Origin of the sequence: Streptomyces sp. NBC_01351, from assembly GCF_036237315.1 — a bacterium.
Lineage (GTDB): Bacteria > Actinomycetota > Actinomycetes > Streptomycetales > Streptomycetaceae > Streptomyces.
This window is the reverse complement of the sequence record NZ_CP108356.1, coordinates 156829-171074: the sequence shown is the minus strand read 5'-3', so window position 1 is coordinate 171074 and position 14246 is coordinate 156829. Positions and strand designations below refer to the sequence as shown.

At 67.9% G+C, this 14246-nt stretch carries 15 protein-coding genes and 2 pseudogenes; 8 read left to right on the top strand and 9 right to left on the bottom strand.

Going from position 1 to position 14246, the window contains the following annotated elements; translation table 11 throughout:
• Positions 1–150: 150 nt before the first annotated feature.
• The gene (locus tag OG625_RS00915; RefSeq protein WP_329375946.1) at positions 151–831 is read left to right on the top strand and encodes an IS5 family transposase; all 681 of its coding nucleotides are present in this window, start codon (positions 151–153) and stop codon (positions 829–831) included.
• A 64-nt stretch (positions 832–895) separates the two neighbouring features.
• On the top strand, positions 896–1459 hold the full coding sequence (locus tag OG625_RS00910; protein ID WP_329375944.1) for a hypothetical protein: 564 nt from the start codon (positions 896–898) through the stop codon (positions 1457–1459).
• Between the two features lie 145 nt (positions 1460–1604).
• Here OG625_RS00910 and OG625_RS00905 read toward each other — a convergent pair whose 3' ends face one another.
• Positions 1605–2702 (bottom strand): HEAT repeat domain-containing protein, encoded by a 1098-nt coding sequence (locus OG625_RS00905; RefSeq protein ID WP_329375942.1) that lies wholly within the window; start codon positions 2700–2702, stop codon positions 1605–1607.
• 318 nt (positions 2703–3020) lie between these two features.
• Here OG625_RS00905 and OG625_RS41340 point away from each other — a divergent pair, with 318 nt between their 5' ends.
• Positions 3021–3284 (top strand): DUF6221 family protein, encoded by a 264-nt coding sequence (locus OG625_RS41340; protein ID WP_443067655.1) that lies wholly within the window; start codon positions 3021–3023, stop codon positions 3282–3284.
• A 127-nt stretch (positions 3285–3411) separates the two neighbouring features.
• Here the strand turns inward: OG625_RS41340 and OG625_RS00895 are convergent, their stop codons facing one another.
• Together OG625_RS00895 and OG625_RS00890 are read right to left on the bottom strand one after the other, a co-directional pair.
• On the bottom strand, positions 3412–4002 hold the full coding sequence (locus OG625_RS00895) for a hypothetical protein (RefSeq protein WP_329375940.1): 591 nt from the start codon (positions 4000–4002) through the stop codon (positions 3412–3414).
• Positions 4003–4144: 142 nt separating this feature from the next.
• Positions 4145–4285: pseudogene (locus OG625_RS00890) on the bottom strand (MmyB family transcriptional regulator); the annotation flags it as partial.
• Between the two features lie 298 nt (positions 4286–4583).
• Here OG625_RS00890 and OG625_RS00885 point away from each other — a divergent pair.
• Positions 4584–6170: an ISL3 family transposase gene (locus OG625_RS00885; protein ID WP_329375938.1), complete on the top strand. Its 1587-nt coding sequence runs from the start codon at positions 4584–4586 to the stop codon at positions 6168–6170.
• A gap of 36 nt (positions 6171–6206) precedes the next feature.
• On the opposite strand, the gene OG625_RS00880 is transcribed toward OG625_RS00885, so the two are convergent.
• Positions 6207–6800: a TetR/AcrR family transcriptional regulator gene (locus tag OG625_RS00880; protein ID WP_329375936.1), complete on the bottom strand. Its 594-nt coding sequence runs from the start codon at positions 6798–6800 to the stop codon at positions 6207–6209.
• 71 nt (positions 6801–6871) lie between these two features.
• Between OG625_RS00880 and OG625_RS00875 the strand changes: the two genes are divergently transcribed.
• Complete coding sequence (locus OG625_RS00875) at positions 6872–7621, top strand: MBL fold metallo-hydrolase (protein WP_329375935.1); 750 nt, start codon at positions 6872–6874, stop codon at positions 7619–7621.
• On the opposite strand, the gene OG625_RS00870 is transcribed toward OG625_RS00875, so the two are convergent.
• Together OG625_RS00870 and OG625_RS00865 are read right to left on the bottom strand one after the other, a co-directional pair.
• Entirely contained in the window at positions 7616–8440 is an 825-nt protein-coding gene (locus OG625_RS00870; protein WP_329375933.1) for a transposase, read from the bottom strand. The genes OG625_RS00875 and OG625_RS00870 overlap by 6 nt on opposite strands.
• Positions 8362–8964, bottom strand: coding sequence for a hypothetical protein (locus tag OG625_RS00865; protein WP_329375932.1), 603 nt, complete (start codon positions 8962–8964; stop codon positions 8362–8364). The genes OG625_RS00870 and OG625_RS00865 overlap by 79 nt, the downstream gene beginning before the upstream one ends.
• A gap of 266 nt (positions 8965–9230) precedes the next feature.
• On the opposite strand from OG625_RS00865, the gene OG625_RS00860 reads away from it, so the two are divergent.
• Positions 9231–9986, top strand: a complete 756-nt coding sequence (locus tag OG625_RS00860) for a hypothetical protein (protein ID WP_329375930.1) — start codon at positions 9231–9233, stop codon at positions 9984–9986.
• Positions 9987–10227: 241 nt separating this feature from the next.
• On the opposite strand, the gene OG625_RS00855 is transcribed toward OG625_RS00860, so the two are convergent.
• Both OG625_RS00855 and OG625_RS00850 read right to left on the bottom strand, forming a co-directional pair.
• Complete coding sequence (locus OG625_RS00855; RefSeq protein WP_329375928.1) at positions 10228–10665, bottom strand: hypothetical protein; 438 nt, start codon at positions 10663–10665, stop codon at positions 10228–10230.
• Positions 10662–11315: a hypothetical protein gene (locus tag OG625_RS00850; RefSeq protein ID WP_329375926.1), complete on the bottom strand. Its 654-nt coding sequence runs from the start codon at positions 11313–11315 to the stop codon at positions 10662–10664. Before OG625_RS00850 ends, OG625_RS00855 begins: the two co-directional genes overlap by 4 nt.
• Positions 11316–11762: 447 nt before the next feature.
• On the opposite strand from OG625_RS00850, the pseudogene OG625_RS41335 reads away from it, so the two are divergent.
• Positions 11763–11992, top strand: a pseudogene (locus OG625_RS41335) (transposase); the annotation flags it as partial.
• A gap of 128 nt (positions 11993–12120) precedes the next feature.
• Here OG625_RS41335 and OG625_RS00840 read toward each other — a convergent pair.
• Complete coding sequence (locus OG625_RS00840) at positions 12121–12912, bottom strand: DUF2785 domain-containing protein (protein WP_329375924.1); 792 nt, start codon at positions 12910–12912, stop codon at positions 12121–12123.
• Between the two features lie 683 nt (positions 12913–13595).
• Between OG625_RS00840 and OG625_RS00835 the strand changes: the two genes are divergently transcribed.
• On the top strand, positions 13596–14243 hold the full coding sequence (locus OG625_RS00835; protein WP_329375922.1) for a LysE family translocator: 648 nt from the start codon (positions 13596–13598) through the stop codon (positions 14241–14243).
• The last annotated feature ends 3 nt before the right edge of the window (positions 14244–14246 follow it).

Sequence of the window (14246 nt, the reverse complement as noted above, 5' to 3'; positions counted from 1 at the left end):
TGACGGACGCCGAGTGGGCGGCCGTGCGCGACCAACTGCCCGTGCCCGCCTGGATGAACGGGAAGGGCGAACAGCCGGAGGGCTACTGCCACCGGCAGACGATCGACGCGATCCGCCACCTGGTTCGCGGGCTGCATCGCCTGGCGGGCGGTGCCGGCCGACTTTCCCGCCTGGGACCGGGTCTACGCCTTCTTCCGGCGCTGGCGTGACAACGAGCTGATCGGCGAGTTCCACGACCGACTGCGCGGGCAGGTCCGCCAGCGCGAGGGCCGCAACGCGGAGCCGACCGCAGCGATCATCGACTCGCAGTCGGTGAAAGGCGCCGCGTCGGTGCCAGCCGCCTCACGGGGCTTCGACGGCGGCAAGAAGATCAACGGGCGCAAGCGGCACATCATCGTGGGCACCCTCGGCCTGCTGCTGATGGTGCTGGTCACCTCAGCCGATACCCGCGACCGCGACGCCGCCTACGGCATGCTGGAACGGCTCCGCGCCCGCTACCGGAAGATCGCGCTGGTGTGGGCTGACGGCGGCTACACCGGCCGCCTGGTCGACTGGGCCCGCGAGAAGCTGCGGCTCACCGTGGAAATCGTCAAACGCAGCGACGACATGCGCGGCTTCGTGGTGCTGCCGAGACGGTGGGTGGTGGAGAGAACACTGAGCTGGCTGGTGCGCTCCCGGCGGCTGGCCCGCGACTACGAGACCCTGACTGCCAGCAGCGAAGCCGTCGCCCTGTGGTCGATGACCATGCTCATGGGACGTCGCCTGGCCCGGCACCGGGCCCGTCCTGCGGCCGGGCGGTCAGACCCGCAGGTTCTGTGCCTCCCCCGTTGAGGGGAGGACCACACCGTGCCGTGGGTGGATGCTTCTCCCACGGCCGTCTCGGCAAAGTGATGACATGAGTCGACGAACCGAATTCAGCACGTGGTACCTCAGCCCTTCGCCGACCGTCACCCGGGCAGCAATTGCGGGAGCTGCCGGAGCCCTTCCCTATGTGGCGATGAAGATCTACTGGTCATGGGGTGGCGCGGCAGGCAAGCCGGCTGGGATGAATATCGCCGATGAATTCGCCAGGAACGGAGCTCCCCAGTTTCTCGTGTGGCTGGAGAGGCACGGCATCGACTTCACCGCTGTCGGCACCATTCTGGGCATCGCCTTACTCGGCGCCCTCACCCGGCCATGGGGCCAGGTCGTCCCGCGCTGGGTGCCCGGTCTCCGCGGGCGGCGGGTCCCGCGATGGCTGCTGTTGGCACCCGGCTGGGCCTCTGCGCTGGCTCTTATGCCTTACGGGGGCCTCGGCCTGATGGTGATCGTGACCGGAGGTCTCACCACGGTGAACACCGCCGGCATGTCCCCGGTGGTGTTCGTCATCGGCTTCCTCAACTTCTTCTCCATCGGCTTGTCCCTCGGCGTGTGCTCCCTGTCCTACCAGCGCCGAACCAAGCCGCTTCCCGCTTACTGAGGCACCCCGAAACGTCCCGGCCGAAAGACCGTGCGGTCGTGGTCGACAGCAAGCGCCTGCGCGGCGCCGCCCGCGCAACCATCCCGACCGCCCTCTGCCTCCAACACAGCCACGAGCCGCCCGCAGTCTGCCGACTGCAGTGTGATCAGAGCAGGGCTCGGATGGCGTCGCGTTGGTCCGGCAATCCGACTTCCCTGAGCCAGCGGAACTTGTTGCCGATGTTTCCCCAGCATTTGTCATTGGCGGTGACGGCTCGTAGAAGATCTCCTTGCGCGGCCGACAGTGGCAGGCCGGGGCTGTAGCCAGTGGGGAAGGCTTTGACGAGCAGCGGCCCCCAGTCGCGGTCGACGGTGTAGTCGCTGGCGAGCGGTATCAGGGCCATGGCCGCCGGGATCAGGTCCTCGAAGGCGTCGACGCGCTCAAGGACGGCCTTCAGGAGGGTAAAGCGGAGCCAGCCGTCGATCTGGGGGAGGGGGTCGGGGAACCAGTGGTCTGCTTCAGCCGGGTTCTGCAGGGCTTCGAGTAGAACGGCGGTGGCTTGGGGCGTGTGCACGCATCCGGTGGCCAGAGCGGCGCAGGCACGCACGGCCGGATCAGGATCGTTGAGAAGAGACGTGGTGTCCTGCCCCCAGGCGCCGAGTGCCAGAGCGGCGGAAGAGCGCGCTCGGCGGCTGCCACCTGCTGCGAGAGCATTACGCAGGCGGTGGGCGGCGCGGGGGACGAGTTCGGCGAGGTCGGGTGCCTTCAGAAGCACGGTGACCGTGCCGAGGGCTGCCTCTCGGGTATCCGGATGCGGATCGTCGAGGAAGGGTTCGAGCGCGTCGTAGAGCGCGGGCCTGATATTCCGGCATGCGCGGATCGCTTCGAGCTCGTCTTCATCCTCACCGTCGAGCTCATCCCCGTACTCGTCTTCGCTGCCGGGGCCCTCGCCGTAGGAGGCCGAGTCGGCGATCTGGCCCAGCCAGTCGAGTAGCGCGGCCCGCAGGGGCCGGGGCCGGTCGTCCCAGGGGAAAAAGCTCTCGTGCTCGGCCAAAGTCCGGGGGTGGGTCAGGATCGCCGCGACGAACAGTGCGGCCAGCGGGGTGGAGCTGTACAGGGATCCCTGGTGCAGCACGGACATGTCGAGCATTCCCAGTGCCTCGGCCTGCACCGCGGGATCCTCGTCCAGGAGTTGGCGCAGGTACCGCGGGGTGTCCTCGGCGCTCCCGTATGCGTGCTGCAGGGTGTCCCATTTGTTGGCCATGAGCAGGTCCCTGGCCGGCGGAGGCAGTCCAGACCATGTGGGGCCGCCACGTTCCTCGTCTTGATTCGTCACATGCACACCCTGCCGAACAGCACTGACAGCCGGCCGGCCCGGGGCGCCAAGGGTTTTCCCGCGTGCCTGACCTGCTGCCCGCCTCTGGCCCCCGAGGACCTGCCGGAAATCAGTACTGCTCCAGCAGGTCCGGCGTGAACTGCCGCCTGGGCCGCGGCTTCTTCTTCGGCATGTTCTCCATCATGGACATCCCCCCGGGGCACGACCCCAGGCTCCGAAATATTCGCCAAGCCGAAGCAACCTCACATGCCGAGGGCGTCCACCCGCCTTCGACCTCGAGGACTACAAGCAGCGGAACACCATCGAACGCTGCATCAACCGACTCAAACAGTGGCGCGGCCTGGCCACTCGATGCGACAAGCGCGCCATCGCCTCCCCGGCCAGCTGGCGCATGACTACAAGGCCATGGATTCCGCGGACTCCCGCTCGGTGGGCCTTGCATACGCCCTCCGGGTCCTTGCCCAGTCTTACGCCGAGCATCCCGCCTACCGCCGGGAATGGCGCCCGTAGGCCTTCAAGGAGGCGGGCTCCAGCGGCACCGCGCGTCGACGCGTCTCCTCAGGTCCGGGCTCCGCTCCGCCCTGTGCAGTTCCCCGCGCCCCTGACGGACCGCTGCCCTTGCAGGCGTTTCCGGCTGTCAGCTGAAGATGTCCAGGACGTCCAGCCAGGAGCCGGAGTCGTCGGCGGAGCGGCGGGGCCGCATCGGGAGCGGATCCGGGTAGGTCTCCGTTGCGGCCCTCGCGCGGACGATGTCCGGCCCGCCGCACGCCGCGACCGCGAAGGCGCCGAAAACCTTGGCGAACGCGGCCGGGTCGCGGAACTCCACGCCGAACGCCCGGCCGTCCCGCAGCGGCACCCACACCACCCGGTCGAACCGTGACCATTCCAGCACCGGCTGGTCGTCTGCGGTTGACCGCCCCTCCAGCCACAGCCGCGCCACGTGCAGCAGGTTCACCTTCTCCATCGCCAGCCGCTTGCGCCGCACCCGCAGTTGACGGGCCGTCAGCTCGACGCGCTGGTCCTTCTTCGGATACCAGACGACGCCGATCCCGAACGGCACCCACAGCAGGATCCCGATCATCGGCACGACCAGAGCGTCGCCCCACGACCGGAGCAGCCCGCCGTCCAGCAGGTACAGGGCCCCGAAGACCAGAACCCACTTCGCCGTCATCCGCCAAAACCCACTGCCCTGCCGGTACAGGACCCGTCGCTTCCCCGTCATTGCCATGCGCGCACGCTATCCGCCGCCCCGCAGCTCACCGTAGGCGCCCTTCGCCACAGCATGGGGCGGGGGGCGTCACCGACGCCACCCGCCGATACTCCTCGCCCTGGTCCGCGGGCGTGCTGACGTCACCTACTAAGGCGGCTTAGCGGGGCAGGTTGCGCTGCTTGGCGGGCCAGTCGGCAAGACCTGCGTACAGGGCGAGGCCGCTGGGGTTTCACGCGAGGAAGTCCATGCTGCGGCTGAGGATGTACGCCGGGTTGGGGCGCATCGCCTCCAGGAGCAGTTTTCAGGTGGGGTGGTCCGGGTGCGGCGAGCCCGAAGGAAGCGTCCCAGTTCCGCACCCTCGCTGCTCGGATGCCATGCCCTCGGTGTCACACCACGTTGACCTGTGCAGCAGCGCCATGAGGGGCCCTGTCATTACCCCTGAACAGCCCGACCTGGCTGTGGCCGCGAGCAACCGGGAGGGTGGGAACACCGCGACCAGGGTGATAGCGGCCAGTAGATACGGTTCTGATCCACATCTTGTGGGCCGGTGACGTGGCGTCACAGCGGGCTGGAAGGATGGTCGTTCGTGTGATTGCAGCGTGTTCTCGACAGCCTTCTCCCATCTGACGTCCGTGGTGGTGGAGGAGGTCATGGTGGACGACGAGGGGGTCGGCCTCGTCGCGCGGACGGTGACCCGGGAGGCGGCCCGCCCTGGGTGCGGCTCGGTGTCCGGCCGTGTCCATGGCGGCTACCGGCGGCGCCTGGCCGACCTCGCGGTTGCCGGGCGGAAGGTCGTGATTGACCTGCTGGTACGGCGGTTCCTGTGCCCGGCGTCAGCGTGCGGACGCCGTACGTTTGTCGAGCAGGTGGACGGTCTTACGGAGCGGTTCGCGCGGCGGACACCGTCGCTGCGCCGAACGCTGGAGAAGATCGCGCTGGCCCTGGCCGGACGTCCGGCGGCCCGGCTGGCCAGGCACCTTGCCGCCCCGACGACCGCGAACTCCCTGCTCAGGCTGGTGCGCAGACTTCCGGACAAGCAGGCTGGCGCGGCACCGCGAGTGCTGGGTGTGGACGATTGCGCTCTGAAGAAGGGCCACGTCTACGGGACGATCATCTTGGACATGGAGACCGGGGAGCGAGTGGATGTCCTGCCCGACCGGACCACGGACACCCTTGCTGCATGGCTCCGCGCACACCCCGGAGCGGAGATCGTCTGCCGGGACCGGGCCAGCGCCTACGCCGAGGCCGTATGCACCGCCTGCCCCGAGGCGATACAAGTCGCAGACAGGTTCCATTTGTGGAAGAACCTGTGCGAGCCCGTCGAGAAGTGCGTTGCCACGCACCGAAGTTGTCTGGCCGAGCCTACCGAGGACCCGTCTGCTGACGCCACCGCCACGCATGAACCCGAAGCGGCAGACCGGGAGGCGCCGGCGCAGGGGCTGCGCGCCATACAGCGCCGCGAGCGCCACGCGGCCGTGCACGCCCTGCACGACAAGGGCGTGCAGATCCAGGTGATCGCCGAAACGCTCGGCCTGGACCGCAAAACGGTGCGCCGGTACGCACACGCCGCCACCCCTGACGAGGCGTCCCTCGGCACCGGCTCCCGCAGCTACGGCCAGATCCACGCCTATACGCCCTATCTGCACCGGCGCTGGAGCGAGGGCTGCACGGACGCGGCACGGCTTCACGCAGAGATCGTCGAGCTCGGCTACCGCGGCAGCAAGCGGACCGTCCGCCGTCACCTGCAAGAGATACGGGCCAGCGGCAAACCCGCACCCGACAAGCCCAAAGAACTGACCGTCCGCAAGGCCACCTGGCTGATCACCGCACACCCCGACAAGATCAACGAGAGCAACACCCTCAAACTCAAGCAGCTCCTCGCCCGCTGCCCGGAACTGGAAGCCGTCACCGACTGCGTGCGCGCCTTCGCGCAGATGATGACCGAGCGCCGCGGCGGCGACCTCGACAAGTGGCTCACCGATGCCGAGTACACCGGGCTGCAGCCGCTGCGGAGCCTGGCCCGCGGCCTACGGCAGGACTTCGATGCCGTCACCGCCGGCCTCACCCTGGAATGGAGCTCCGGCAAAGTCGAGGGCAACGTCAACAGGGTCAAGCGGATCAAAAGGGACGGGTACGGCTGGGCCGGATTCGACCTACTTCGACGTCAAATCCTCCTCGCGGACTGAACATCGCTACCCTCTGCCGATGAACGTGCTCATCCGTCAGGTGGTCGCCGTTGTGATGTGGGCGGTGAGGAGTACGTCGATGAGGTCGTCGAGGTCCGGCCATGGGAAGCTCGGCCGGTCGCGGCGCAGGACGATCAACCCGTGCATGGCCGCCCAGATGCACAGGGTTGCGTTGGCGATGCCGGGCGAGGAGTCGTTGGTGCACGCGCGTACCGCGGTGTCGAGTGCGGCCAGAGCGGGCAGCCCGGCCATCTCGCCCGGCTCCCAGCCGGGCGATCCCGCGGTACCGAACAGCACCCGGTAGTGGCCCGGGTGCTGCTCCGCGTAGCGGCAGTAGGCAAGACAGGTCGCGCGCAGTCGACCGCGGGCATCGGGTCCGGTGGCGGAGGTCAGTGCGCCGAGCAGTTCGCCGAATCGCGCTTCGTACACCGCGATGAGCAGTGCCTTGCGGTCGGCGAAGTGCAGGTAGACGCTCTGCGGGGCGACGCCGGCGCGTCGGGACACCGCACGCAGGGACAGGGTCTGCTCGCCGTCGCCCACTTCCAGCAGGTGGCTCGCGGCGTCCACCAGGTCGGCGCGCAGCCGGTTGCCCTCGCCGCGCGGGTTGGGGCGTCGTCGGTCGGTGCTCATGTTGACAATCATAGTGGACGGGCGTCTACTCACACCTGTCAGTAGACACCCGTCTTCTTATCGGGGGCATCGTGACCACCACCGTGCAGCGCGTCGTGCACGCCAGCGTTCTGATCGACTTTGACGGCGCCAGGATTCTGACCGATCCCTGGTTCTCCGAGCGGAAGGGTTACTACCAGGGCGAATCCCGCTCCATCCGGTCTGCGGCGGAGCTGCCCGCGCTTGCCGGGATCGTCATCAGCCACGGGCACTACGACCACTGCGACCTGGGCGCCCTGGCCCACTATCCCGACAAGGCCGTGCCCTTCGCTGTGGTGCGCGGGCTCGCCGGACGCGTCCGCGCGGCCGGTTTCAGCAACGTCACCGAACTCGACCCCTGGCAGAGCACCCGCGTCGGGCCCGTCAAGGTGACCGCCGCTCCCGTCCTCCACGGCGTCCCGGAGGTCACCTTCGTCCTGCAGGACGACCGGAGTTCGGTGTTCTTCGGGGCCGACACCCTGCGCATCACCGCCCTGGACGAGGTCGCCCGGCGGTTCCCCGACCTGGACCTGGCCCTCCTGCCGATCAACGGCCTGCGGATCCGGCCGGCGTTCAACAAGCAGGTGGTGATGGACGCCGCCGAGGCTGCCGAGTTGACCGCCGTACTGCGTCCCCGGCTGGCCGTGCCGATCCACTACGCCTTCACAGCCGGGCGGCTGCGCGAGGCGACCGTTCTCAAGCTCGTCCGCGATCGGCCCGATCTCTACCGGGACGCAGCTGCCGCTCTCGCACCCGACACCGAGGTGCGCATCCTCACCCCCGGCGAGCCCTTGGCCCTATGACGATGCGAGGCATTGGTACCGCTCCCGACGGACGGGAGCTGCGTACGCGGCGCAGCGCCCCCGGCGCCTCCTTGAGGTGCTGACGGGCCTGCTCGCTCTGGTTCTCCGGGCGGCCCACGATCCAACGAACCACGTCGGCGACGGCTGGCGGGGTGGAGGTGCCGACCGGGGAACATCCTGCTGGGCAAGGGAGTTGAAGCGGCGGACGCTCTTTCGGCCGCCTTTGTAGCCGCGGGTGGCGATCGCGTCCCGCAGTGTCTGCGCGTGGTCGCAGCCTTCCGCCCATCGCTCGGCCAGGTAGGGCTTGTGGGGAGTGAGAGTGCTGCGGCGCCCCGGCCGGATCCGGATGAGTTCGTCGGCCGTGGTGGCGTGCGCGTATCGGCGGACGGTTTTGCGGTCGAGTCCGGTGCGTTCGTTGATCGCGACGATTCTCATGCCCTGCAGGTAGAGCGTTCGGATCTCGCTCCAGCGGGCCCGGGTCTGCTGCTGGGCGGGTGTTTCCTCGGGAGGCACCGCGCCGGGTTCCGGTGCTGGTTCGGGCTGTTTGAGGCAGGCGCGGTGCCGTCGGATGGTCTTCTCGAGTGCGGTGGCGAGGTTGTGGAGCAAATGCCAGCGGTCCGCAACTTGCGGAACGCCGGGCAGTGCGCGCTCGGCGCCCTCGGCGAACGCGCCGCCGCGGTCCCGGCAGATCATCCGGACGTGCTGGTGGTCGCGCAGCCAGGCGGCGAAGGTGTCCGAGGTTACTCGCCCGCTGAGCCGCCGACCCCTGAGCGCAGATCGTGAATAGGGAACGTCGCAGGTGAGAGGTGCGCCTCGCATCCCTCTCCATGCAGTTCCTCTGGCCGCAGTGCCCAGGCGATGGCCTCGTCCGGGCCGAAGTACGAGGGATCGAGGTGGAACGTGGTCCTGGTTCCGTGCGGCCTCCGTGCGGGGCACTCCTCCCAGACACCGATGGGAGCCGCTCCGGCCAGCTCTTGGCGGTGACCATGGCCGTCCAGCCAGACCTCAATGACCGTGCGGACGCTGAGCGCGGCTGCTGCGGCAGGAGCCCATCGGTCCTTGTCGAGCAGCGATTCATAGAACCCGGGAAGGGGCCTTTGCCGCTCGTCGACGCTGTGAAGTTGATCGTCCTCCACCGTGAAACTGAGGTCAGATGTGATCTCGACACTGATCTGCCCATGAGTGCCGTCACGGCGGTGCAGCGCGTCCCAGACCACCCGCTGAAGCACTTCAGTGGGTAGCTCGGGGCTATCCCGCTCAACACGGAAGTACATAGCAGGACGGGCCCGCACGTGCTCCTCGAACGCAATCACCCGAAGCTGATCGGCTGTGTAGCGCTCCACTCATCCTCCCCGTCATTCGCCAAGGCACGATCATGGCACCCGTTCACGTCACGCTCCATGCTGTCCACTTACCGGAAGCCGTGACGCTCTGTCATGAATCACAAGAAGTGGACCAGAGCCTCGCAGCCGGGAACGTTTGTCGTCGGCTATCGGGAGCGTTCGTGATCACGGCCGCTCGCGATGTCGACGAGAAGGAGGAACCCTTGCCGTGGCAAGGGCCTCCGGGTTGTACCGGGCCTGTCGGTGGCAGCTGACAGTCTGGGCACGTGTTGATCAAAGGATTCGAGAACGATCCGCTGACTGCCGGTGAGGGATTGCTGTCCCTCCCGGGGTTCTGGCCCGCCTACCTGTTGTGGTTGTGCCAGAGTGAGGACAACGAACCGGAGCCGGGATGGTTCGGTGTCGACGAGGCCGATACGGACGCGGCGTACGAGGCTCTGACCGACGAGGAGCAATGGCCGGTCTTCCGGATCCCGTTCGGCGCCGGCCACACCGTGGTCGTACTGGGCCGCAACCTCGCCGACGACGCGGGGACGGAGTACTTCGTCTCCCACCCGGAATGGGACCGGCACGGGTACCTGGCGACTGTCGACGGACACCAGGCGGGCCCGGGACTGGCCTGGCGGGAGCTCACGCACATCGCAGACACACCTGATCCTCGAGCTCCCGGCGTCCAGGCCCTTCATGTTCGGTTGCTGCTCCTGTTGCCCGCGCTCGGCGATGCCGACCTGCCTGCTGAGGCGACGGGGCTGGTCGGCGACGCGCTCGTCCAGGTGGGCGTTGTCTCCGATGAGGCTCCCGCGCTGGCGCAAGCCCTCCTCCAGGACCACCCCCTGTGGGAGTCGGCAGGATGGGACCTGCCCGCCCCCTCCCCGCTCTCCGGGGGCCAGGACCAGTTCCCCGGCATCCTGCAATGCGACGAGCCGGGCAGCCCGCGGTGCGGATCCCGTCTCGCCCAAGGCATCACCCGCGACCAAAGCGACCGTCTGTCCCGGGCTCTCGGCACCTGGCCCACCCAATGACCCACGGAACGTTCCAGCCTTCACACCCGACGGCCACCCGCAAATTCCGGAGCGTTTCCAGAACTCGGCGACACGCTTCCAGTCACCGTCGGACCGTTCTGGGTGCTGACCGACAAGCTTTGCTGACTCGCGGCGACGAAGCCAATCCGTAGTAGCGAGCCGAGATCGAGCCTGGGGATCGACGAACTTCAGGCCCTCACTCGAGCTCGTGGACGATCGCCGGCACGGTTCGGCCGACCGTTCATTCGACGACGCCGGTCGTATGGAGGGTTCGGGCGAGCTGGCAGCGGGTCTGGATGAAGCGGGCTTCGATCTGCGCGGCGAGTGGCCCGATGACTGGCACCCAGTCGGCGAGGTCGGTCGGGTCGTCGTACCAAAGTCCGAGGTCGCTGATCCACTTCTGGCGAGTCAGCTCGTTCTGGATCCAGAAGGCGTAGTTCCAACGGGCTTCTGCCTGACCAGAAGCGCCCTGGATGCTGCGTCGGGCCTGAGTTTCAGTGTTGTAGCCGATCGTCAAGGTCGGCTGACGAGGGTCGTCGTCCTCGTTGTCGATGAGGAAGGGGACAGCGTAGATGTCGCCGGCGTCGGCGGCCGGGATGGATGCGAGGGCCCTCTCGACGAGATGCTGGAGGTGATTGTTGAACGTCATGGTCGGCGGGGTCCTGTCGGTCAGGGTCACGAGTCCCATTGGTCGCAGTACTCGATGTGGATCTCGCGCGCGTCGCCGAGAATGCCGTCGTTGGAGTGGAGCTCGGTGCAGAAGCGCGGGTAGCTCGGATGGACGGGGACGTATCCGGGGCCGTTTCGGGCGACGTCGAAGAAGTGCCGGGCGGTGTCTCTGAACACCTTCGCGCTGCCGGTCATGAACAGGGTCTCGGCGTGGAGATGCTGGTGAAACAGATCCCGGTTCTCCTGGTAGTGCCGTGCCTCGTGGTCAGTCACGGCTTCGTCGGTGTGTCCTGCGCCGGGCAGCGTCACGGTCTGCGGACGCCCTGGGCCGAGCCGTCCTCGAATTTCCTTCCAGCGCGAGGGTGCGAACTGGAGCGAGTGGTGCAGCAGCACGAGATCAAGCTGCCGTGTGCCGTCTTCTGGCAGCTCGTGGGAGGGGCCACGGTTCCCTCGCATTGGCAGGTGGATCAGCGAGAGCGGTGAAGAGGCGGCGAGCTTCCATAGCCCGCCGATTCGCTGGGCCGCGTCCTGATCGAGGTAGGTGTCCAGGTGCCGATCGTGGTCGATGAGCACTGCGTGGACCAGGGGCCGGGCTGGTCGGATGACCTTGAACTCCGTGGATCCGAGCCGTGCTTGGTGGATGGTGATGGGTAGTTTCATTGGTTCTCCGGGACACGGCGGCTGACATCGGCGGCGTAAGAGGCCCAGTCGCCGGCTGATGCCCTCTGCCATTGGACGGCGACTTGGGTGTGGACGCCGAGTACCCGGGCGTGGATGGTGGCGGGCAGTTCGGCGGCGAGGGTAATCAGTGCGGTGGAGAGGTCCTGCCGGGGCGGGATCCCGATCTTGTGGAGACGCTGGCCGATCCGGTCATCGCCGAGGGGGTGTCCTGGGCGGCGCCGGGAAGCAGTCAGGGGACGTCCTCGGGGGTTCCGATCTTGGCTTTGCCTCGGCGCGTCGCGACGAGCTCGCGGACGAGTGCGGCCAGGACGACCGGCGAGGTGCCGAACGGGGCGGACGTCGTCGACAGTGAGCTGGCTGATGGTAGCGATCTTCTGCGCGTGGAGGACCGGCAGCAGTCCGGCGCCGCGGTCCGGGGTGGGCAGGCTCGTCGAGAACGCCGCCACCCGGCATTGATATGCGCATAGTCCGCCGCGACTCCGCCACCAGGGGATTTGCCGTCCTTCCCCCGTCGCTGGACCGTCGAAAGAACACTGGGCTGGCTGATGAACCACCGACGCCTGACCCGCGATTACGAGGCGAAGCTCCATTGCTCCGAAGCCATGATCCACCTCGCGATCGACCTCATGCCCCGCAGACTCACCGTCGAGCCCACCCGAGCCGGTGTGGTGCGTGAGCTGCCGTCAACCAGGCGATCCGGGATGAAACAACGTGATGAAACGCCCTCTCACACCGATGGCCACGGCGTGCGGCGCCTGCTGTCGCGCCCAGTCGCAAAACATCATCACCGCTTGACGATCAGATCGAGGACCGCGGCGAGGTGAGTCTTGACTGCCTCACGGTGGTGAAGTGCTTGCGGAGCCGACGCGGCGCTCGGCCGTACGCCCCGGTCCGCGAAGACATACAGCATGCGCAGCGTGCGCAGGCAGTTGGAGAGGTGTGCGGGGACCGGGGTCGGAATGTGGTCGGCTCCAAAGCAGGTGCCGATGGGATCCAGCCATGCCGTCGCGTCGCGCTCGCTCATGTCGGACCGGGTGAGGATGCGAGCGACCGCCCTTGCCAGACGGTCGTCCTCCAGTTGGTCGAACACGTGATCGGTGTGCGCCGTCAGCCGGGCGGCTGCGAGGTCCAGCATCCGTCTCGGTGCCACTTCGGGGTGGCACCCGAATCGGCCCAGCAAGTCCGCGCCGTGCGCAACCGCGTGGAGCCAGCCGAGCTTCTCGTCATGGCCACGCAAGTCCCTCTCGTTCGCGTACCACCGCTCGAACGCAGGCACCCAGTCGGCCCTGAAATCGCCCTTACTCACGAGCATGTCGAGCACGAGGGGGGCGAACGTGCGGGCCTGGATCTCCGGGTCGAAGAAGCGGGCGGTCATCTCGTCTCCCAGTGCCAGCCGCCGGGGTGCGTCGATGGCTCCGCGGGCTATCCAGGTCGACAGGACGGAGTACGCCGCTCCGTCCCGGATCAGCGGATCGGGATCCGCCAGGGCGTGGGAAAGTCCTCGCACCAGTTCTTCCATGGGGCGGCCGGCGGGCACGGCGCAGGCTGCGGCTTCGATACTGTTCCAGTCGATCACGGCAGGCAGAATAGCCCCACACCACAGTGCCGCGCCGCGAGTTACGACCGGCCGCGGTGTCATCACCACGGTGCTGGAGGATCCGGACGTGAGCGCTTCCTCGCGCCCCAACCCACCGCGAGCGACGAGATCCGGTCCTGACCGTCTCACTGATCGCCATCTGGCGGGTGAGGGTGTGCGTACCGGCCGGTCCATGGCGGTGGCCGTGCGGGGGCAGCGCAGGGTCCAGTGCTGCGCGTAGTAGACACGGGCCGCGGCCGGGGCTTGTCGGCCGGCGACCAGACCATGCCCGGCTTTTCCAGACGCTTCGCACGCAGGCCGGTCGTCTGCCTCGCCCCCGTACGCCCGTCGCTGCCGGGGCCCTGGGCGGCGTCGTCGGTGATCGCCCGCCGCGGGGTCCCGCGCGGATCCGGACTCGGAGTCCACCGGTGGGCCTTTGTCAGGACCTCCAAGTCGGATTTGCGGCTGCGGTCGCGCACCGCGAACAGGCGGGTCGCCGACGAGGCCGGGGGCAACATCGGATTGCTGGAGGCGTTTGCCTCTCGGCGAGTTGATCGGATGTCGCCATATGCACTCGACCGGTCCTTTGGTGTACGTCATTCAGTTGAGGCCGCAAGAGCTTTCCTGCCCGATTCCGGGCAGGGAATGGGAAGTTGGCTACTCTGGCGTTACAGTGGCCACTCATGATCACTGCCTCCGCTCTGGGGTCCTTCGCGCTGATCGTGGGACTCCTCACCCTCACACCCGGCCTCGACACCGCCCTCATCCTGCGCACCGCAGCACTGGGTCACCGCAGTTGCGCCTGGGGCGTCGTCCTCGGCATCCAGACGGGCACCCTCGCCTGGGGGGTGCTCAGTTCGCTCGGCATCACCGCCGTGCTGACCGCCTCCCACCTCGCCTACACGATGCTCCGTTGGGCAGGGGCCGTGTATCTGGTGTGGATGGGAAGCCGGATCCTGGTATCGACCCTGCGTCGGCGGGCTCGGGTGGATCTCACCCAGGCCGACGCTGCGCACGAGCCGGATGCCGATGGCAGCTTCGGGAGCGGCTGGCGTCGGGGCGCTCTTACGAACCTGCTCAACCCCAAGGTGGGCGCCTTCTACATGGCTGTCCTGCCGCAATTCATTCCGGCCGGCGCCCCGCACGTCACGACCGGCACCCTGCTGGCGGGCATGCACATCCTGCTGGGATTGCTCTGGTCGGGCGTACTGATCGCATTCGCCCGGGCGCTCCGCGACAGGCTTCGGCGTCCCTCGGCACGCCGAATCCTCGACCGCATCAGCGGCGCGGTCATCGCCGGCTTCGGTGTCCATCTCGCCGTTGGCGACTGAACA

Excerpts from the sequence above, each read along its gene's own strand:
- OG625_RS00850 (WP_329375926.1), bottom strand. The coding sequence starts at position 11,315 with ATGAAACTACCCATCACCATCCACCAAGCACGGCTCGGATCCACGGAG.
- OG625_RS00880 (WP_329375936.1), bottom strand. The coding sequence starts at position 6,800 with ATGAGCACCGACCGACGACGCCCCAACCCGCGCGGCGAGGGCAACCGG.
- OG625_RS00870 (WP_329375933.1), bottom strand. The coding sequence starts at position 8,440 with ATGCGAGGCGCACCTCTCACCTGCGACGTTCCCTATTCACGATCTGCG.
- OG625_RS00895 (WP_329375940.1), bottom strand. The coding sequence starts at position 4,002 with ATGGCAATGACGGGGAAGCGACGGGTCCTGTACCGGCAGGGCAGTGGG.
- OG625_RS00835 (WP_329375922.1), top strand. The coding sequence starts at position 13,596 with ATGATCACTGCCTCCGCTCTGGGGTCCTTCGCGCTGATCGTGGGACTC.
- OG625_RS41340 (WP_443067655.1), top strand. The coding sequence starts at position 3,021 with ATGCCGAGGGCGTCCACCCGCCTTCGACCTCGAGGACTACAAGCAGCG.
- OG625_RS00905 (WP_329375942.1), bottom strand. The coding sequence starts at position 2,702 with ATGGCCAACAAATGGGACACCCTGCAGCACGCATACGGGAGCGCCGAG.
- OG625_RS00910 (WP_329375944.1), top strand. The coding sequence starts at position 896 with ATGAGTCGACGAACCGAATTCAGCACGTGGTACCTCAGCCCTTCGCCG.